The 19840-nt window shown below is 42.6% G+C and carries 19 protein-coding genes; 11 read left to right on the top strand and 8 right to left on the bottom strand.

Annotation, left to right across the window (positions count from 1 at the left end):
- Positions 1-211 precede the first annotated feature (211 nt).
- Both JKM87_RS04980 and JKM87_RS04985 read left to right on the top strand, forming a co-directional pair.
- Positions 212-1372 (top strand): glycosyltransferase family 4 protein, encoded by a 1161-nt coding sequence (locus tag JKM87_RS04980; RefSeq protein ID WP_202078571.1) that lies wholly within the window; start codon positions 212-214, stop codon positions 1370-1372.
- Positions 1373-1440: 68 nt separating this feature from the next.
- Positions 1441-2721 carry a S8 family peptidase gene (locus tag JKM87_RS04985; RefSeq protein WP_202078573.1) on the top strand — a complete coding sequence of 427 codons (1281 nt, stop codon included), beginning with the start codon at positions 1441-1443 and terminating at the stop codon, positions 2719-2721.
- Between the two features lie 70 nt (positions 2722-2791).
- On the opposite strand, the gene JKM87_RS04990 is transcribed toward JKM87_RS04985, so the two are convergent.
- Complete coding sequence (locus tag JKM87_RS04990; protein ID WP_202078575.1) at positions 2792-3934, bottom strand: glycosyltransferase; 1143 nt, start codon at positions 3932-3934, stop codon at positions 2792-2794.
- A gap of 213 nt (positions 3935-4147) precedes the next feature.
- Between JKM87_RS04990 and wecB the strand changes: the two genes are divergently transcribed.
- Genes wecB through JKM87_RS05005 form a run of 3 tightly spaced genes read left to right on the top strand, consistent with a single transcriptional unit; the run spans position 4148 to position 7087 of the window.
- Complete coding sequence (gene wecB, locus JKM87_RS04995; RefSeq protein WP_202078577.1) at positions 4148-5239, top strand: non-hydrolyzing UDP-N-acetylglucosamine 2-epimerase; 1092 nt, start codon at positions 4148-4150, stop codon at positions 5237-5239.
- Entirely contained in the window at positions 5232-6221 is a 990-nt protein-coding gene (locus JKM87_RS05000; protein ID WP_202078579.1) for a polysaccharide biosynthesis protein, read from the top strand. The genes wecB and JKM87_RS05000 overlap by 8 nt, the downstream gene beginning before the upstream one ends.
- Positions 6218-7087, top strand: coding sequence for a dTDP-4-dehydrorhamnose reductase family protein (locus JKM87_RS05005; RefSeq protein WP_202078581.1), 870 nt, complete (start codon positions 6218-6220; stop codon positions 7085-7087). Before JKM87_RS05000 ends, JKM87_RS05005 begins: the two co-directional genes overlap by 4 nt.
- Positions 7088-7254: 167 nt before the next feature.
- Here JKM87_RS05005 and JKM87_RS05010 read toward each other — a convergent pair whose 3' ends face one another.
- The 3 genes from JKM87_RS05010 to JKM87_RS05020 are packed head-to-tail and all read right to left on the bottom strand — an operon-like array spanning position 7255 to position 9921.
- Positions 7255-8214 carry an NAD-dependent epimerase/dehydratase family protein gene (locus JKM87_RS05010; protein ID WP_202078583.1) on the bottom strand — a complete coding sequence of 320 codons (960 nt, stop codon included), beginning with the start codon at positions 8212-8214 and terminating at the stop codon, positions 7255-7257.
- Positions 8211-8921 (bottom strand): sugar phosphate nucleotidyltransferase, encoded by a 711-nt coding sequence (locus JKM87_RS05015; RefSeq protein ID WP_202078585.1) that lies wholly within the window; start codon positions 8919-8921, stop codon positions 8211-8213. Before JKM87_RS05015 ends, JKM87_RS05010 begins: the two co-directional genes overlap by 4 nt.
- A 13-nt stretch (positions 8922-8934) precedes the next feature.
- Positions 8935-9921, bottom strand: a complete 987-nt coding sequence (locus tag JKM87_RS05020) for an SDR family NAD(P)-dependent oxidoreductase (protein ID WP_236838594.1) — start codon at positions 9919-9921, stop codon at positions 8935-8937.
- A gap of 274 nt (positions 9922-10195) precedes the next feature.
- Here JKM87_RS05020 and JKM87_RS05025 point away from each other — a divergent pair, with 274 nt between their 5' ends.
- Together JKM87_RS05025 and JKM87_RS05030 are read left to right on the top strand one after the other, a co-directional pair.
- Complete coding sequence (locus JKM87_RS05025; protein ID WP_202078590.1) at positions 10196-11020, top strand: sulfotransferase family protein; 825 nt, start codon at positions 10196-10198, stop codon at positions 11018-11020.
- A 15-nt stretch (positions 11021-11035) separates the two neighbouring features.
- Positions 11036-11794, top strand: a complete 759-nt coding sequence (locus JKM87_RS05030) for a sulfotransferase domain-containing protein (RefSeq protein ID WP_202078592.1) — start codon at positions 11036-11038, stop codon at positions 11792-11794.
- Positions 11795-11914: 120 nt separating this feature from the next.
- On the opposite strand, the gene JKM87_RS05035 is transcribed toward JKM87_RS05030, so the two are convergent.
- Complete coding sequence (locus JKM87_RS05035) at positions 11915-12613, bottom strand: glycosyltransferase (protein WP_202078594.1); 699 nt, start codon at positions 12611-12613, stop codon at positions 11915-11917.
- 213 nt (positions 12614-12826) lie between these two features.
- On the opposite strand from JKM87_RS05035, the gene JKM87_RS05040 reads away from it, so the two are divergent.
- Positions 12827-13603 (top strand): sulfotransferase domain-containing protein, encoded by a 777-nt coding sequence (locus JKM87_RS05040; RefSeq protein ID WP_202078596.1) that lies wholly within the window; start codon positions 12827-12829, stop codon positions 13601-13603.
- An 86-nt stretch (positions 13604-13689) separates the two neighbouring features.
- Here the strand turns inward: JKM87_RS05040 and cysC are convergent, their stop codons facing one another.
- The gene (cysC, locus tag JKM87_RS05045; RefSeq protein ID WP_202078598.1) at positions 13690-14220 is read right to left on the bottom strand and encodes an adenylyl-sulfate kinase; all 531 of its coding nucleotides are present in this window, start codon (positions 14218-14220) and stop codon (positions 13690-13692) included.
- On the bottom strand, positions 14213-15316 hold the full coding sequence (locus tag JKM87_RS05050) for a glycosyltransferase family 4 protein (protein ID WP_202078600.1): 1104 nt from the start codon (positions 15314-15316) through the stop codon (positions 14213-14215). The genes cysC and JKM87_RS05050 overlap by 8 nt, the downstream gene beginning before the upstream one ends.
- A 187-nt stretch (positions 15317-15503) precedes the next feature.
- On the opposite strand from JKM87_RS05050, the gene JKM87_RS05055 reads away from it, so the two are divergent.
- Positions 15504-16196, top strand: coding sequence for a glycosyltransferase family 2 protein (locus JKM87_RS05055; RefSeq protein WP_202078602.1), 693 nt, complete (start codon positions 15504-15506; stop codon positions 16194-16196).
- Positions 16197-16325: 129 nt separating this feature from the next.
- Here the strand turns inward: JKM87_RS05055 and JKM87_RS05060 are convergent, their stop codons facing one another.
- Positions 16326-17345 carry a glycosyltransferase family 4 protein gene (locus JKM87_RS05060; RefSeq protein WP_202078604.1) on the bottom strand — a complete coding sequence of 340 codons (1020 nt, stop codon included), beginning with the start codon at positions 17343-17345 and terminating at the stop codon, positions 16326-16328.
- Positions 17346-17538: 193 nt separating this feature from the next.
- On the opposite strand from JKM87_RS05060, the gene JKM87_RS05065 reads away from it, so the two are divergent.
- Together JKM87_RS05065 and JKM87_RS05070 are read left to right on the top strand one after the other, a co-directional pair.
- Positions 17539-18735 (top strand): glycosyltransferase family 2 protein, encoded by a 1197-nt coding sequence (locus tag JKM87_RS05065; protein ID WP_202078606.1) that lies wholly within the window; start codon positions 17539-17541, stop codon positions 18733-18735.
- A gap of 24 nt (positions 18736-18759) precedes the next feature.
- Entirely contained in the window at positions 18760-19839 is a 1080-nt protein-coding gene (locus JKM87_RS05070) for a YheC/YheD family protein (protein ID WP_202078608.1), read from the top strand.
- Position 19840: the final 1 nt, after the last annotated feature.

Below are 19840 nucleotides of genomic sequence, written 5' to 3' on the forward strand. Positions count from 1 at the left end.
TAGCGCAAATATCTTGTGGGTCTGTCTTTTTATGGTGGGTGAAGGTACAAGTCTGACACGAGAATGAAGTGTTTGAACATATCATATCAAGAGTGCTAGATCCTGAAGGCCAGCATGTCAATCAATGAAATGTGATGATTATGAAGAAAAAGTTTTTACAAAGACCTGGCCAGTAACAGGCTTCCTAAAAGTAGTGGAAGGAGGAACGCCAATGAAACGATCAGTCGTCATTATAACGCCAGGTACGTTTCCTATCCCTGCTTCGTTAGCAAGTTCCGTTGAACATTCTGTCATGAATGCGATCCCTTATCTCACCCCCCATATGGACGTCACAGTCTATGGTAAGAAATTTCATGATGTACCCGAGCGTCTGAATATGGATGGCGCACAGTATGTTAACGTCCCGCCATCGCCACATCAAACGTATTTATCTCAAATCATAAGTCGTATCAACCAACAAAGTCACACACCGGATCTCATTCAAATTGAAAATCGTCCACACTATGTTGCCATCATGAAGGATCACTTACCAAATCGTCAAATTTGGCTTAGGCTTCATTCTGTCAAATTCTTGCCTCACAATCGTAAAGGTAAGGAACGTAAGCTAGGTATGGCCGGTCTGAGATGTGTGGATCGTGTGGTGGTTAATAGTCATTTTCTAAAAGACCAGGTTGTTCAACGTTACCCTCAAGTAGCCTCAAAAGTGCTGGTCAATCATTTAGGGGTCAACCCAGATATGTTTCCGTCACGTTACGCCGCAGGTTTACAACACCAACGAAAGGCTGATGCTAAGGCACTTGGTCTACGAGGTAAAGTGATTCTCTATGCCGGTAGATTCCAACGAATCAAGGGGGTACACCGTCTTCTTCTTGCTTTTCGTGCTATAAGAAAAAGCTGTCCGGATGCAAAACTACTCCTCATAGGTGGTCACACGTATGGTCAAAGTATCCGTACACCGTATATATCATATTTACAACGTCTCGCCCGGCCATACCTCCAATCTATTAGACATATTCCGTTCGTACCAATGGCCCATATGCCAAGATACTACAGGTTAGCAGATGTTGTTGTGGTTCCTTCTATAGGACCAGAAGCATTCGGTCTCGTTAATTTAGAGGCCATGGCCAGTGAAGTCCCCGTTGTGGCCAGTCAAATTGGCGGTATCCCCGAGGCTATTGTCGATGGGAAGACAGGGTTCACCGTTCCTATGTTTCAGCACACTCAACATCTCGCACATTCAATAACGTATCTATTACAGCACCAGGATAACTGTAGACGATTAGGGCAAGAAGGCAGAAAAAGAGTTCTGAATAACTTCACTTGGGAGACATCTGCCCAACGATTACAGCGCTTATATCAGGCACACATTTGATTTTGGTATCTAGCTGATAGGAGTACAAGCAATGCCCCTTAAAAAGCATATATTGCAGTGTAAAATGTATGAAAGGAGAGAATGGCTTGTCTTCCTATCTGGATCCCAAAGTACAAGAATTCCTGAACAAACCTGTTAGTCAGGCTCACCATACCTCCTCTCATGTACAGAAAATAAAGGACGGTATAAATGATGAAACGCTCCCTGTTATCATTACCTTAAAACAAACGAGTAAAGTCAATGGCTTATCAGAACTGTGCGCATTAGAAAACCTAGATAAGCAAAAAAGCGTGCTCCCCTCCCTCAAGCAAATTTCAGCACGCTGTTGTCAACAAACGATTCAACAGCTGTCGCAACACCCTGATGTGACAGGTATATCATACGATCTACAGGTGAAAGCCCTGATCAATGTTGCGGCTAGTGCAGTTAATGCAAGATATGTTGAAGAGCAATTTGGTTTAACTGGCAATGGCATCACGATTGCTGTGGTTGATACAGGGGTGGAACCTCACCCTGACCTCGTTCAACCTACCAATCGCATTGTAGGCTTCGCTGATTTTATTAATAATAGAACAACACCTTACGATGATCATGGTCACGGCACACACGTCGCAGGCTGTGCAGCGGGCAACGGGCGTGCGACAAACGGACTTTATCGTGGTGCTGCACCTGAAGCGAATGTGGTCGGCGTCAAAGTGTTGGACCAAAATGGGAGCGGGAGTCTATCAACCGTCATAGAGGGGATTAATTGGGTCATAGATAATCAAGCACAATATAATATCCGTATTATGAATCTCTCGCTTGGTGTGACGCCGTTTGCCCCTTACTACCGAGACCCATTAGCGACTGCTGCAGCCAGAGCATGGCAAGCGGGGATTTTCGTCACGGCTGCTGCTGGAAATGACGGAGCACAGGGGACCATCAATTCCCCAGGGTTTCATCCTCTAATATTTACCGTTGGTGCTATAGACGATCGTAACACGATTGACCGTGCTGATGATGTGCCTGCAACGTTTTCCAGTATGGGTCCTACCGTTAACGGCCTCATCAAACCAGACATCAAAGTGCCAGGCCAAGATATCATTTCTCTCGTCGCCTCAGATTCAACCTTGGCTAGACAATATCCACATCTAAGAGTAGGAAATAGATATATTAGATTATCTGGCACCTCTATGTCTACTGGACTTATGTCTGGTATGGCAGCTCAAATCCTACAGCAGCATCCGTCTCTCACACCCGACGAGTTGAAAGTGAGGTATCGGTCAACCTCTAGCTTTTTTGCCCAAGGCCGTCAAGGGTATGCCATACAGACCAATACCTTAATCTTACAACGTCACCTAGAAGACTAGCAAAACGAAAATATTAAATGCTAAAGGATACGAAGGTAAGAACAAAAAAACGTCTGTCCCTAAAATAGGGTTACAGACGTTTTTTTCTTTGGCGTCTCATAGGTTGTGAGAGTAAGGACTGGTAGAGTAGAAGGGTTTGTTGTACCGAATGGACCACTTGGTATTGCTGGGCGACATAATTTCGACCTAATTGGCCCAAATGATTCTGCCTGTCTGTAGAAGCTAGCACGTAAGCTATTTGTGTGGTGAGCAAGTTTTGATTAAAAGGAAGATAAGCTTTGTGATCACAAAAGTAGGTCTTCCACGCTAACTTGTAATTAGACGGTTGTACGAGTCCGAAAAATCCTTTTGTTCCTAGAGCGATGACAGGCCTCTCACATCCCATTGCCTCTAAGGCAACACGCCCCGTACCCACAACACAGTTGCTAGCTGAATATAGTGCTGGCATATCGTGTCTAGCCCCTAGAAAATGAATGAAGCTTTGTTGATGGTTTTCATGAATCTCCTGTATGAGTTGTTGAATCCGGCCTTCATACTTACCACTACCGACCAATACAATTCGAAGTTGTGGAAAGTATCGCTTTTTCACTTGGCTGGCTGAGGCTAAGAATTGCCGACATAACTTCAATTTATCCCATGCTAGGCGACTGCTGTACAAGAGTAAGGGTACGTCATAAGGTATATTGAGCTCCTGACGTAATTTCATAGGCTGTTGGTAACAGTATTGTTGTATATCAATGCCATTTTGTATGATCCGACTATGGATGCCTTGTCGCTTCAGCCACTCATATACTGGATAGCTAACGCTGACGACTTGTATAGGCCGGCGTCCTTTGCTGGAGAGTAATGTTCTTAGAAGGCGCTTTTTGTAATATAAACCGTGAACGGTGAACACCATGGGGATACCCGTTTGTTCCTTGAGCTTTTTGGCTTGTCGACCGGAAGGAAGCTGGTGCGCATGAATCACGTTAATTTGGTGCCTTTGGGCAATCGATCGTAACGCTTGCTTAATAGACTCCCCCTTGGGGAAATGAGTATACACAGGGCAGCCCAACTTCTGAAACTCAGGCAGCATAGGACCCGATCGACCCGCAATAACAACATGGACTCCTCGTTGAATTAATTGCCTTGCCATAGAGATAACATGTGTTTCCGTTCCACCCACATTCAACTCATCCAACAGGATTAACACGCGGATTTGGCGTGATTGCATTGATCTCACTCCTTACTCGTATTCTATTCAACTGAATGGTAGAATTCCTCGGCCTTTGTCCAACTGATGTATCCCTTTACTAACTTCCACAACAGCCTTTATTTCCAATAGGGTTAGGAGGGAGCCCGTACATTTCTAACTACGATGAATACGTTATAAGTAAGGTTTTGGTAGACGTATACGCCTGAATATCGTAGAAAGGGGCTCGAGTAGATGAAAGTATTAACGATTCTCGGTACGAGACCTGAAATTATACGTTTAAGTCTGATTATTAAAAAGCTAGATCAGCAGGCAACCAAGCATGTGTTAGTCCATACAGGGCAAAATTACGATCGTAAGCTCAGTGACATTTTCTTTGAACAATTGCACGTGAGACCCCCAGATTACCATGTTCATCTAGGCTCTCATTCCTTCGGAGAGCAAATTGGCGCGATGTTCCCCAAAGTAGAGGAGATCCTACGAAATGAAAAGCCTGACCGTGTCCTATTATTAGGAGATACGAACAGTGCCCTATGTGCGATGTTGGCCGAACGTATGGGCATCCCTGTCTATCATATGGAAGCAGGTAACCGTTGTTTTGATCCTGAGGTTCCAGAGGAAATGAATCGAAAGGTCATCGATGCTGTATCCACATTTAACCTTCCGTACACGCATTTGAGTCGAGAAAACCTACTCCGCGAGGGGATGGCCCCAAACAGCATATGGGTATCAGGTAATCCTATATATGAAGTTTTAGAACATTACAATCCTCAAATAGATCAAAGTCAAATTCTCGATCAGTGGCAATTGAAGAAAGGCCAATACGTACTCGTTACGGCCCATCGAGCGGAAAACGTGAGTCATCCAAAACGTTTAAAGCAGATCTATAGAGGGCTAGAGATGGTTGCACAACAGTTGGATGTTCCAGTCATCTGTAGTGTACACCCAAGGACTAAGGATTGTTTAGACCGCTATAACATTGAGATAAGAGAGCCACGTTTGATCCTAGCTGAACCTTTTGGATTCTTTGACTTTATAAAGCTACAAAAGCATGCCGGGTGTGTGGTTACAGATAGTGGTACGGTGCAGGAAGAAAGCTGTATCTATGATGTACCGGCCGTGACGATAAGAAGAAGTACGGAAAGACCAGAAACGATTACTTGCGGGAGTAATGTTCTCTCAGGGGTGGATGGAGACAGAATTGCAGAGTGCGTGTCTTACATGTATCGGTCTGTCCATACATGGTCGAAGCCAGAGGGCTACACCGATCCTCTCGTGTCGACGAGGATAGTGAATTACGTGTTAGGAGGCTTAACTTATGTTTAATAATAAACGCATTTTAGTAACAGGTGGAACGGGGTCATGGGGACAGGAATTAACGCGAAAACTATTAAAAACAAAGCCGAAAGAAATTCGTATTTTTTCACGTAATGAGGCGTCACAAGTGAACATGCAACGCCAATTCGGTAACCATGCGTCACTCACATTTATGATTGGAGATGTGAGAGACCTCTCATCTGTAGTGGAGGCCTGTGAGGGAATGGACTACGTGTTTCACCTCGCAGCTCTAAAGCATGTTCCGATCTGCGAAATGCAGCCTGAAGAAGCCTTGAAGACAAACGTCATCGGTACAGAAAATCTTATTAGAGCAAGTATTCAACAAAGGGTTAAAAAGGTCATCGATGTCTCTACCGATAAGGCCGTCGACCCTATTAACTTTTACGGTATGACCAAAGCTTTTGGGGAAAAATTAATGATCCGAGCCAATCTCCTAAGTGATTATACTAAATTCGTGTGCATCCGTGGTGGCAACGTATTAGGAACGAACGGAAGTGTAGTGCCTTTCTTTAAGAAACAAATACTGGATGGTCAAGATTTGACGCTGACATCTAAAGACATGACCCGTTACTTTTTAACGATATCTGAAGCGATTGAATTACTTTTAAAAGCAGCAGATGTCGCCATCGGCGGAGAGACGTTTGTTATGCAAATGAAGGCGTGTCGGATTATTGATTTGGCTCATGTCATGCGTAAACGCCTGGCCCGAAGTAAGATAGGTATCAGGGAGATAGGCATACGTCCGGGTGAAAAATTACATGAGGTTTTAGTGTCACACCATGAAACACCTCAAACTTACCAATATAATGAGCAATATTTTGTCATACTGCCATCGTATCTACCACAGGAGCCGTATGCCCACTATAGACAAAAGCAGAAAGTCACGTTTGAATATTATGATTCTAGTCAAACGCTCATGACACATGATCAAATAGAAGAGATGTTGAAGAAGGGAGGGTTTCTCAATTGAGAATACTCGTCCTAGGTGGCCAAGGGATGGCAGGTCACGTCATTACAGCCTATCTCCAACAAGATCCCACCCTAAAAGTGTGGTCCACTTTTAGGGTGGATCAGTATTCTAAGATCCATGAAGCAAACACAATAGGAGTCGATGTACGCGATCTGAATCAACTCGCATCGGTGTTAAACCATATCCGTCCTCACGTCGTGATTAATGCAGTTGGGATATTGAATCAGGCAGCAGATGAGCAGATGTATGACGCTATTTTTATTAACAGCTTACTACCACATTGGTTAGAACAAAAAGGGAACCAAGATGGTTTCCGTCTTATTCATATCAGCACAGACTGCGTTTTTTCCGGGGCTGATGGAGATTATAAAGAAGAAGATCATAAGGATGGTACGACAAATTACGCTAAGACCAAAAGTCTTGGTGAGGTTCAATCACCCTCTCATTTAACGATTAGAACCTCTATTATAGGACCAGAACAAAAGAAAAACGGTATTGGGCTCCTACATTGGTTTTTACAGCAAGAAGGCAAGATTTATGGCTATCGTCATGTTTACTGGAGTGGTGTAACGACGATAGAGTTGGCCAGAATGATCACATGGTCACTACAGCAACAGCACCTCACCGGTCTAGTACATCTTACAGGACAGCACAAGTTATCAAAATATGACTTACTCTGTTTGTTTAAGGAAGTGTTTAACCGCAAGACAGTGACCATTATACCCGAAACAGAGAAGAAGTCTGATAAATCTCTCGTTAATACACGTCAAGACTTTAAGTATGTCGTCACCGAATATGATCGGATGATCCGAAATATGAAACGGTGGATGTTGAAACATGCTCATCTCTATCCTTATGATTTGTGAATCACCTTAAGGAACTTGTGTTAGAGCCGAGCTCTAAATGATAATAACATGTATCACGTGTTTGCCAACTCGATAGACATCCCTACATTAACATGAAAAGAAGATGGCCTTGGGGCCATCTTCTTTCAGATTGTAGAAAAACCTCTTCTGTGATATGAGCGTGTTATTCATGTTTTTCGGTAGTAGGTGAGTGTGTCCAAAATCGTCTGTTTTACAGATTTAAAAGGCACCCATTTCGTTAACATAAACAGGGTATCAGTTCGACCTAAGACCACTTGAGGATCGTTGTCTCTAAAATAACGAGGATTAACGGCGATAGTAAAAGGTCGTTTAGCATACATATAAAGCGTATCAATCAGGTGTTGAATAGAGATGGCTTCGCCACGACAGATATTCACAATCTGCCCGTTGTCATAGGGGGCGCGTACCAGTAACCAGTACGCACGTATCGCGTCACGCACATCTACAAAATCTCTTTGAATCGAAGGATCTCCTAATGCTAATACAGGTTCTAACTCACCTGTTTCTATTTGTACCACTTTTCTTGCTAGTGTGGCGCATACCCCAGTTGAATCACCAGGTCCGAAAAGATTAAAAGTTCTAGCAATGACAATCGGTAAGTCGTATAGTGTGGCGTACATTTGAGCCGTCTGAGTTTGTAAAAGCTTGCTCCAGCCATACGGTGTTACAGGACGTGTCGTCGAGTGTTCATTAAGGGCAGTCTCGTTAAGGTCTTGTGTCAATTCGTATTCATGTGCCGTGCCCGCCACCAGTATGCCTTTGATCACGTGTCTTTGGAATTGCAACACGTACTCTAGGAGATTCGTGGTTTGAATAACGTTGGCATGGAATAAAGGGAAAGGAGATGTCTTCGAGTATTGCGATTGACTTTGACCTGCGAAGTGAAAAATATAGTCAAAATGAGTATGCTGCATCATGGTTTTGACCTGGTGAGTGTCAGTCAGATCACATTGCATATATTGATAACGTCCATGTTTCACCTTCCCCTTTGTCTGGCGCCCCACACCGATGACTGTGTTTTGAGTTGAACGTTTAAGGAGATAGTTTACAAGATGACGCCCAACATAACCATTCGCTCCTGTGACAAGAATTTTCCTGCTCGTCATTCGGTTTCACCAGGCAGGAGTTGATGTTTAATTGTGGGGAAGAGGTCATTGGCCTCTCTAAATTGAGGCGGACGCCCGATATCTAACCAAAAGGCGTCATTTTCAAAGTGACGTACAGGTTGGTTTTTTCGTAACAGGACTTGTATCAGGTCTGGTACATCAAAAAATTGGTTTTTAGGTATATATCCTAGCAATGCAGGGTCCATCATATAGATCCCCATGCTCACGTGCGCTGATTGTTTCGGTTTTTCGAGGAATTTGGTGATTCTATCTTCCTCTGTTTCTAACACACCGAGGTCTACATCGAGGTTCTTCTTCTGGGATGCGATCGTAATTAAACTTTCCTTAGCGCAATGGAAATCATAAAAAGCTTTAAGGTCCAAGCTCGTTAATACGTCACAGTTGATCACAAGGAAAGGCTGATTCATCTTAATATTCGCTAAGGGTCCAGCTGTGCCAAGCGGCTTATGCTCCAAGACATAGCGAATATCAACGTGCCATTTTGATCCATCACCGAAATACGTTTGAATGAGTGGGGCAAGGTAACCACATGCCATCGTAATGGATTGAAACCCATAATAGTGTAATTGCCGTACGATAATGTCTAAGATGGGGACTTCTCCTACAGGTAAAAGCCCTTTTGGTAGGATTTGAGTATAGGGTTTCATACGTGTGCCTTTCCCACCGGTCACGATGATCGCTTCCATTTACACCCCTCCTTTAGACGACATATTCGTCGGGTCGGAAAAGCGATTTGTGTTGTTTCATCCACTCGATCGTCCTTGATAGTCCTTCATCTAAACTTACTTGAGCTTTCCATCCCATCATAGACTGTGCCTTATCTGAGTTGGAGAAAAGGCGGTCTACTTCACTCTTTTCCGGCCGTAATCGGTCCTGTTTTACCGTGATCGGAATGTCTCTACCTACCATCTTTTTAATCTTTTCTGCTAGCTCTCCGATTGAAATTTCAAAACCACTTCCAGCATTTATCACTTCACCAACGGATGGACAAGAAGCAGCGTGTAAAAAGGCCCGAGCGGTATCTTCCACATAAGTGAAATCTCTAGTCGCTTTAAGGTTTCCTAATCTAATTTCATCTTCGTGTAACGCTTGATTAATAATGGTTGGAATAACAGCACGCATGGACTGTCGAGGGCCGTATGCGTTGAACGGTCTAACTGTGATCGCAGGTAATTCATAGGAACAATAGAAGCTTTCAATCATCTTATCGGCGGCAATTTTACTTGCCGAGTAAGGCGATTGACCCTGAAGCGGATGTGTTTCATCCATTGGGACGTACTGAGCTGTTCCGTACGTTTCACTTGTTGACGTATGCACGAGTCTAGCAATACCGTGATGGCGTACAGCTTGGGCGATATTAACGGTCCCTAATACGTTCGTTTGTACGACATCCGTAGGGTTGACATAGGAATAAGGAATAGCAATTAAGGCGCCCAAATGAAGGACTGTATCGACACCCTTACAAGCGTTCATGACGCCGTGGGGGTCTTTTAGATCACCCATATACATTTCAATGCCGTTTTGCTCATCCTTCGTAAGCTGGTCTAAATAGCCCTTGGTGTTCATCGAGTTGTAATGAACAAAGGCCCGGACGTTGGCCCCTTCATGCAATAGTGCTTGCACCACGTGGCTGCCAATAAAACCACTAGCACCAGTGACCAAGACAGATTTATTTTTGAAATTCAAACCCATTCACCTACTTTTTACGAGAAGATGTTATAGGATATTCTGTAGCTTCAACTGTTGTACGGGCTATGGTACTACCAAAGAGTAATTTAGACGGGTACCTTTTAAAAGTTTAGTAGGGGACAGCCCTGTCAGATTGCACGTATGATGAATACGTTAGAAATGAGTCTTCGTTACTTGGATAAAGCTATAACAGGGGCATGATAGATATATATCCTCGTCAATCAGGTAACGGGGTTGGATGAACAAAGGAGCCAGAGAGGAGTGAAGGACATTGAGCAAGCTTAATAGACCGGTCTTCATTATTGGCACCCCTCGTTCAGGGACAACATTATTGTTTGATATCCTTTCTAAAAGTAAAGAACTTTGGAGCTTATATGATGAAAGTCCGTACTGGAATGTTTATGCCGGACCCGAGTTTAGGGGCTGGGAGTCCATGTTATTAAAGGAAGAGGACGCAACTGAAGAAGTAAGTAAACAAATTAAAGAAGCGTTTACCAAACACCTTGAAAATCATGAAGCTCGATACGTCTGTAGAAGTAAGATGAGAATGGTTGAAAAAACACCTGATAATTGCTTTCGTATTGATTTTATCCATGCACTTTTCCCAGATGCCTACTTTATTTATCTTAAGCGGGATGGGCGTAATACGATCAGTTCAATGATTGAGGCTTGGAGACATTACCAAAAATATCCTGTCCCAGTATCAGTAAACATTGATTTACAGAACGGTTCTAAAACACAAAAGTGGTGGGGCTCCTTACCCCCGGGATGGAAGGATTATGCACAGGCCAAAGTGGTTAATGTCTGTTTGTTCCAATGGAGACAAGGCAACCTTAAGGCCATGCAAAGTTTAAACAAAATCCCATCGTCACAGGTAATCGAAGTCACTTATGAAGCGCTAACAACTGATGGAGAACGAGTTATAAATGACATATGTCAAAAGATCGATATTTCCTTTAGCAAATCCTTGCGGCAGGAGGTGGCTTCTATTTATCCCGTTCAACAGGATAAGTGGAAGCAGTTTAATCGGGAGTTAATTCTCAGTGTTCATGAGGACATTAAACAGGTCATGCGCAAAATGGGATACACTGTGTAGAAAGGATGAGGCACAATGACTTCACAAGGGCCTAAATTATTTCTTAACTCTATACCCAAGAGCGGAACACACTTGCTACAACAAGTGATACAAGGGATGCCACATTTTAAATTTCATACCCACAGCCAATTTTACGAAGGGACTAAACATCAAATACCCGAACACAGTGCCAAATTGAGTACTTTTGAACCTTTTGACATGGCTGCTGGACACGTCTATTACTCTGAGGAATGGTCTTCGATGCTAAAGGACGTAGGTGTGAAGCAGATATTCATCTATAGAGACCCTAGAGATGTGGTCATCTCATTCGCTTACTTTATACAAAAATTCCCCCAACATCAGCTTCATCACTATTTTACTGACGTGTTAAGTCACCAAAAGGATCGATATATTGCTCTCATCCGAGGGGTTAACGAATACGATGCCAAATACCCTGACATTAACGATTGGTATAGTAGGTTTATAGATTGGAAGGATGATCCGAATACCCTTGCGATCACTTATGAGGATCTAATGAAAAACTACCGCTCAAGGATACGGACATTGAAAAAAATAGCAAGTTTTGCTTGGAAAAGTGCCCACCCGCCTGTGTCAATCGGACGTTTGGCAAAGAGAATGCACCAAAATATCGCGCCTGAAAAATCTGCTACATTTCGCTCTGGGAGAATAGGGAACTGGCGGCAAGAATTCGATGAAGAAACAAAAGAATGGTTTAAAAAAATATGTGGAGAGTTGCTAATTGAAACAGGATTTGAAAAGAATAACGACTGGTAAAATGGAGGTTCATAGCCTTCATTTTTTATCTTTTTAACTCTTGTTATCTAAAGTCGAACTATCTCTTATCTTCTAAAAGGAAAGGACCCACCACACACTACAATAATTAGAACAAAGTGTCTATCTACTCATACGGAGTATATAACGGACTAACTTTTGATCGTACCACGCCTTAACTTTTCTGTACTCTGCATCCCTTCTCTGTTTCAAGTTCATTGTTAATGTGCTGTTAATAAAAGTCAGCGGGGCGTTATGGTAATAAAAATGGATATGCGGGATGATGCGTGCCCAACATTCATAGTCAAAGGCAGCATGTAATGTAGGATTAAAACCGCCTCTTTTCAAAAGGGTTTGTTTATGAATCATGACGGTATCTAATTGAATAGGACAAGACTGTCTTAGCGCCACGGCTAATTGTTTTTGTCCCAGTCTTTTTCCAAATGGCCCCTCAATGTGTTTGTCACTGTTTACCTCGAAATAAGGCGTATATGAAAGCTTAGCATGATGTTTAAGCATGTATGACATTTGCTGCATGACCTTATCTCGATCATAACGATTGGATGGGAATAGGAAGGTAACATATTCTCCATTAGCTACATTCAGCCCCTTATTAAGGGCTCCTGCAACCGTTCTTTGCTTCACATGCCAATGCCGAACTTGTTTTAAGTTATCGTTTAAACCATCTAACAAAGTGTTTGAGGACGTCATATCTAAAACAATAATTTCTTTATTGGCATACGTTTGTTTCAACGCGCTTTGCAAAGTTTGGTCAATACTTAAGTCTCCAGAGTATGGAAGGAGGATACTCACTTTTCCCATGCTTTCACTCCCTTTCTATTAACAGTGTATGGAAAGATCCATCTAAGAGTTTGGACAACTATCGTAAGGAATGAAAAAACGTTGTTTGTCCTCAATTATATGAGATTAAGTTATAGATGTAGGGACACTCGTACAGGCATTTGATGTTTGGCTATCATAAGCTAGTAGAAGGATTGGTATGTAAAAACTCTGATAAGAGGAGGGCACTGTCGTATGTCCTATGTTTTCCCGCGACCTTTGAAGCCTTTTTTAGTCTCGTCCGTGCCCAAAAGCGGTACACATTTGATGCATCAACTCTTGAACGGGATCCCCCAATTAAGTCATCCGTTACAGAATCAGAGCATGAAGTTCTTCGTCAATAATCCACCAAGTCAATTCTATGAAGATCATGATAACCGGCTTAAAGCCCTTCAGCCCAATCAATTTGGTTTGGGTCATTTACATTACACGCCAGAGTATGTGACGTTATTACGGACACACCAATTGAAGCATATCTTTGTCTATCGTGACCCTAGGGACGTGCTCGTGTCTTTATGCTACTTCATCGCTGATAAGTGGAAACAGCACCCATTACATCAGAGGTTTCAAGCATTATCAATAAAAGATAGAGCACTAACGCTTATAAACGGTATCCCAGGTGAGTTTCCGCATTTCTCAGATTACTTTGGACCTTTTTACGGTTGGTTAAAAGATACGGATACGTTGAAGGTGAGTTATGAGGAGCTCATGCAAACCCGAAGCTCCCGCCGACAGGCTTGTCGTAAAATGGTTCACTATCTATGGGAAAATCAAACACCACCAGAGCCAATAAATCTACTGGTGTTGAAAATGGAACGTAACGTGAATACTAAAAAGTCTGTGACATTCAGGAAAGGTCAAGTCGGATCTTGGCGTGATGAATTTGACGATGAAGTCATAGAAGCGTTCAAAAGAGTCGCAAATCCAATGCTCCAATTAGCAGATTATGAGAAGAATCACCATTGGTCATGAGTTTTTTGCGTAGCTATGTAGGCGTTTACTCACAAGGGCATTAAAGAAGAGGCTGAGGATCAAATCTTCAGCCTCTTCTTTTTCATTTATGCTGAGATATAGCCCCGCTGCTTTAGATACTCATACACTTTGGAGACGCTCTCATTCACCGTTTCTTTGTCTGTTTCAACTGTTAATTGAGGGTTGATAGGGGGCTCAAAAGGGTCGCTAATACCTGTAAAGTGTTTGATATCACCATCTAAGGCTTTTTTGTATAGTCCTTTGACATCGCGACGAATACATTCCTTCAGTGGGCAATTGACGTATACCTCAACAAAAGAGCCAATGTTATCTCTTGCCATGTCTCTCATCTCCTGATAAGGAGAAATAAAAGAGGCCAACACGATGACATGATGCTTCGTTAACAAACTGGCTACGAACGAAACACGCTTGATATTGGTCATCCTATCCTGCTTCGAATATCCTAAATCGGATGTGAGATACTGACGGATAAGATCGCCATCTAACCTTTCATAAGGAACGCTTTCGTTCTGTAATTTTTTTGCTAACGCCTCACATATCGTTGTTTTCCCAGCTCCGGATAGTCCTGTAAACCAAACGGTGACTCCCCTAGCCATCTGATTTCCCCCTTTTTCTACTTTTAAGCTTTTCTATGATTGACGGCAGATGGGTTGGAGCAGGAGTGGAGGGCTTTAACTCTGGGTTTCTTTGGTAAGCAATAGATTCTATTTTTCTCACAATGTTCTCTTCAAAAGCTTCATTCGTTAGACGGCTAGCCGTTTGTAGTCCATTTTGAACGAATGACTTAGCTATAGTTGGATTTTTTAATACACGATACATACCTTTAGCGATAGACGCATGATCTCTTGGTCGCGCTATATAGGCGTTCTGTAGGTGCTGACAGAAATTGAGTATACCTCCAGAGTTCGTTGTCACAACAGGGGTCCCACACGCCATCGCTTCAAGAGGCGGAATGGAGAAGCCCTCAAACCAAGATGTTGAGACAAATAAATCTGCTTGTTGATAAAGGCGTGCCATTTGCTCTGATGATTGTGGTTTAAAGTTGCGATGAGGAATGCCTTTTATTTTAAGATCGACTTCAGTACAGACCATATGAACGATAAATTTCCCTTTATAGTGCCGTTTGAGCAACCGCATGGCCTTAATAAAATCTTCGTAACCTTTTAACCGATAGGCTGTGTTGGGGTCTCTAGCAATATACATGATCACTTTGCGACCATTTCGATACGGTTTCACTTTTGGATGAGCGGGGGAAAAGATATTGGGATCAACGCCAAGGTTGACGACCAGACCTGAACGACCTGTCGCCTGATAGATTTTGTTGTTTAACCAATTAGAGATACTGATAACCGGTACATTTTGATGGTACGTCCATAGGGCGAAATCTCGATCAGGGACCCATAACGGTTCAAATCCTAAGCTGAATCGTATACATTGACGGGGCCACGCTTCAAACGCTGGTTTAAATGTGGTATAAAAGTTCGGTAAAATCACATCACCGTAAGGAATATACTCTTTTTTCAAATCAGGGACCTTGGTCAATTTACACTTAACAGGGTAAGCCACTTCGGCATGTTGGGGGATGACCATTTCAACGTCATGACCGTATTTTTGTAACGCGTGGGCTGTTTCTACTAGAACCTTGCAGCCCCCACCAACATGCAACGCGCCTACTGGTATGACAACTTTCATAGACACACCTCATTTATCTTTAGCGTTATACTATCATACGTCCTTCCCGTCCTATGGGATTTGGTATCAGTCTATAGAAATTAATTTTGTATGCATGACCATACCTTTTCAGCTTATACTCGTCTACGCTTTTACGTCTTTGTAAACATAGGATATATCAGATATTCACAACCATTGAGGTGAAATGATGAGTATAGCTCGTATTCCTAATCTAGTGAGTGTTGTCATCCCTGTGTATAATAGAGCGGCGTATATTAAAGCGTGTCTTAACAGTCTCCTAAGACAAACTTACCGTAATTTAGAGATCATTGTGGTCAATGACGGTTCAACGGATAAAACGATGCATGTGGTTGGTTCATGGAAGCACGCTTTGAAAATGCCACCGGCAAAGAAGGAGCGTATCGTCTTAGTGAATTTACCTCGGAACATAGATGTGGCAGGGGCGATACACACCGGTATGTTTATGGCCCAAGGTGAGTTTATTGCCATGCAAGATTCCGATGATTTATCACACCCTTCACGTATTCAGAAGCAAGTGACGTATTTGAGAAGACATGCGAGTGTGGCCATGGTTGGTAGTAACTATGCTTACTTTCCTCATGGCGCCTTTCACCGCAGAAAGCCTGCGAACTGGATTCGTTATGGTTCTCAAATCAATCGGACATACAGTGAAGGAGGGCACTGTGTGTGTCATGGGACCATACTGTTTAGAGGGAGTGTTTTTGATCAGATAGGTGGGCATAATAGAAAAGTTGAAGGGGCAGAGGATTATGAGTTTATCGCCCGGGCCATCAAAAACCAGATGAGAGTTGAGAACATACCAGAAGTCCTTTACTACTATCGCAATCACCATACTCAAAGGTCACGGAAGTTTTACTAGCAGAGTGAATGCTTGCAATGAAAAGAGTCACCCCCATCACTTAGGGGGTGACTTCTTATTTTCTCTTTCGACTGTCAATAACCTTCTTCGTTGTTCTTCTTTGTCGGTAAAATCTGCCCTGCCGTTGTCTTACGACCGATTCACGCGGTAACGGTGAATCACTTGCAGAGCATGGACGATATTGTGTTCAAATGCGGGCTTTGTTAATCGTCTTGAGGCAGCTAATCCACCCTGAACGAGCCGGTTGGACAAGGGTTTATTTTTGAGTACGGTTACAATGCCGTTTGCTAGCGCTCGCGGCTGAAGGGGTGGTACGACAAACGCACTATGCCCATGTGCGGCGAAATCCATAACACCGCCTGAGTTTGTTGTCACAACAGGCGTGGCACACGCCATAGCTTCAAGTGGAGGTAACCCATATCCTTCCGCTCGAGAGGAAGATACAAAGACATCAGCTTGTCGATAGAGGTTGGCCATTTCTACATCAGTTTGAGGTTGAAAAACACGGTGCGCAATACCAGGGAGTCTCAAGCGGTTTTCAGGACAAATCAAATGAACGATAAATTTCCCTTTATATTTTCTGTTGATCATCTTCATAGCTTGCGCAAACTCGCTAAAACCTTTTACAGCATACCCAAGGTTAGGATCTCGTGCAATGTAAAGAATAATCTTCTTTTTTCGCTTAGGTTTACTTATTCTTATCGGATGAAAGATTTGCGGATCGATGCCAAGATTAACCACAGCAGAGCTGGGTTTCTGAACCGCGTTCACAATTTGTTGATTTAACCAGTGTGAAATGCTAATGATTGGCACATTCTGATTATAAGTCCAAGTAGCAAAATCTTTGTCTGGTACCCAATAGGGTTCAAACCCTTGACAGAGTCGAACAACCTGTTGTGGCCAAGCCTGAAAAGCTGGCAAGAACGTGATGTAGTAGTTTGCTAGAATAATATCCCCATAAGGAATATAGTCTTTTGATAGCGTTGGTACCGTTCTTACCTTGGCGTGCACAGGATATTTAATGGGCATCCCATTTGGTATGACGATTTCTGCCTGGTGACCTCGTTTAACCAAAGCGTTTGCGGTATCTACTAGGGTTTTGCAGCCTCCACCGGTCTCTAATGAGCCAACAGGGATGACTACTTTCATTTGTAACCCTCCTTCATGTTTACAATATTCTACTAATCTATAAAGCCATATGAAACTGTAATTAACCCAAGCCTGTCAACTTTGGTCAGGACACTATTTTAAGAGAAATAGTAGGGAGGCCAGTACGAAAGGAGAGACGACGCCATAGAATGTAAGTGACTTGAGAAATGAATGATTCTAAAGGAGGATTATTATGCCTGACGTAGGGATCGTGATGCCTGTATACAAACAAATCCCGATATATTTATATCAGGCTATTAAATCGATTAGAAGGCAAAGTTACCGTCGTTTTCATCTCGTTATTGTGGTTGACGGTGTGACAAAGAGTGTTTTACGTACCATACGCAAGGCAAAAGGCAAAGATCGTCGGATTAAAGTCATATCGAGGAGACAGAATCAAGGTGTGGCTAAAGCCCTTAACATTGGATTTAGATATCTTTATGCTAGAGCCGATATACAATACCTGACATGGGTATCGAGTGATAATATATATTACAAAAATTATATACGGATATTCCGCAACACATTAGCTAAGAGTCCTGCTCATATTGGGTTAGTGTATAGCGGGTTTAGACATATTAATGGCAAAGGAAAGCCACTATTCAATAAAGACCATCAAAGGGAAATGTTAAATTGGCAAAACCAACCAAAAGAGAATATACTTGACGTTTGCTTTGTCGGGGCTTCTTTCATGTATCGTAAATCAGTGGCCATGAAAACAGGGTTCTATCGCTTAGAACCAATAGAAGATTATGATTATTGGCTAAGGTTAACCGAACATTGTGAGATCCAGTTCATACCAAAACTACTCATGGATTATCGTGTGAATTCCAAGCACAGTATCTCCGCCCAATTGCAAACGAAAGAGCAGCATAGAAGGTGGCGGCTGTCCTATCAACTAGCAAAGTTTGAGGCGAGAGGAAGAAGGAAGATTCCACTTGAGACAACGGTCATCTACCCCGTCAATATTGCTTCTGAGCATACAATCCAGATGATTGAAAGCTTATATGAACAAAGTTATAGCAATTATAAATTGATCGTTATTGACATCTCACCATCGCAAGCAGTGACCCCAATGGTTCATGCTGTGCCAGATCCCCGTTTAGAAGTGATCGGCATGCCGAACGCTAGTGTCAAACACGCGATTCATGAGGGGGCTAGAAGAGCGCAAACACCATTTAGTTTCGTTTATGGTCAACATGCGTACCCTCCCCACACTTTACAAAACATGATTAATCACCTTAGGCAGTTTCCCCCACACGTCATTTCAGCCACCACGATTACGAATGGGAACGCCATACAAGCGAGAGTGACCCATCCAGTTAACAATCCTCAGTTTGGGGAGTTGTATCGTACGGGCAAATTACTGACCATTCTCGGGCGGAAATAAAGTTATAGGGGGAGTGAATACTATATGATCGGTGTCGTATTCAAGCCGGCAAAAATGAAGAGATTAGTTAAAGGGAAGGAAGCACATGAAAATATCCATTATTATAAACATCTTGCGCTAAAACACAAAAGAGATATCCTTTTTTATTCGTTAAATATGATACGGAAAAAAGGTATGAGTGTGAAAGGGTATCAATATAAACACCAGGAGCAACGTTTCAAAATTTATCTCGGAACGTTACCGAAAGTAAACCTGCTCAGGACGATTGTGCCTAGCAAACACTATGGTAGTCTAAAGCTACTTGAGCAAGAAAGGGACATCATGTTCGTTAACTTAGTGGAAGGACGGAACAAATACAGAATTAACAAGTATCTAAAAAACATGCCTCAAGTAGCCGCCCATATACCAGACACAGAGAGACTAACGGGCCATACGCTACTTCAATATCTTAAAAGCTATCCTAAAGTAGTCATAAAACCGATTAACGGTTACTTTGGTGAGAAGATATTTGTGATATCACAACACGGTCATGAGTATTTGGTTCGCTACACACGCAAGGGAAAACAGTATGAAAAAAGATTTCCAACTCACCAGCTACACATCTTCATAAAGACATTCTTCTCCAATCCAAGCGAATATATGGTCCAAGAGTATATTCCCTTTGCAACGTATAATGGCAAGAAGTTTGATATTAGGACGTCTGTTCAAAAAGATAAGGCCGGTCATTGGCGAATGACAGGGATTGTCACGAGGGTAGCAGGGAAAGATAGAATTGTAACCAATGTAGCTCAAGGTGGAAAGGCGGTATCTTTCCAAGAGGTGCATGAAACATTACAGGATTTACATCCTGTGTTAAAGAATGAGGTGCAGGTTTTGAGTTTGAAGCTTGCCAAGGAGATAGCCAAACTGAATCCTACGACAGTAGATTTAGGTTTAGATATTGCCGTAGATAAACAAGGTAAACTATGGTTTATTGAAGCTAATTATTGTGATCAACGCTACGCTTATCGTGAAGCAAATGATTTACAGATGTGGGAGGCCAGTTATCGTACGCCGTTTGAGTATGCAAATGCGATCTATCACAAAAAAGTTGGAAGCTCATAAA

It is taken from the genome of Caldalkalibacillus salinus, assembly GCF_016745835.1.
Taxonomy (GTDB): domain Bacteria; phylum Bacillota; class Bacilli; order Caldalkalibacillales; family JCM-10596; genus Caldalkalibacillus_A; species Caldalkalibacillus_A salinus.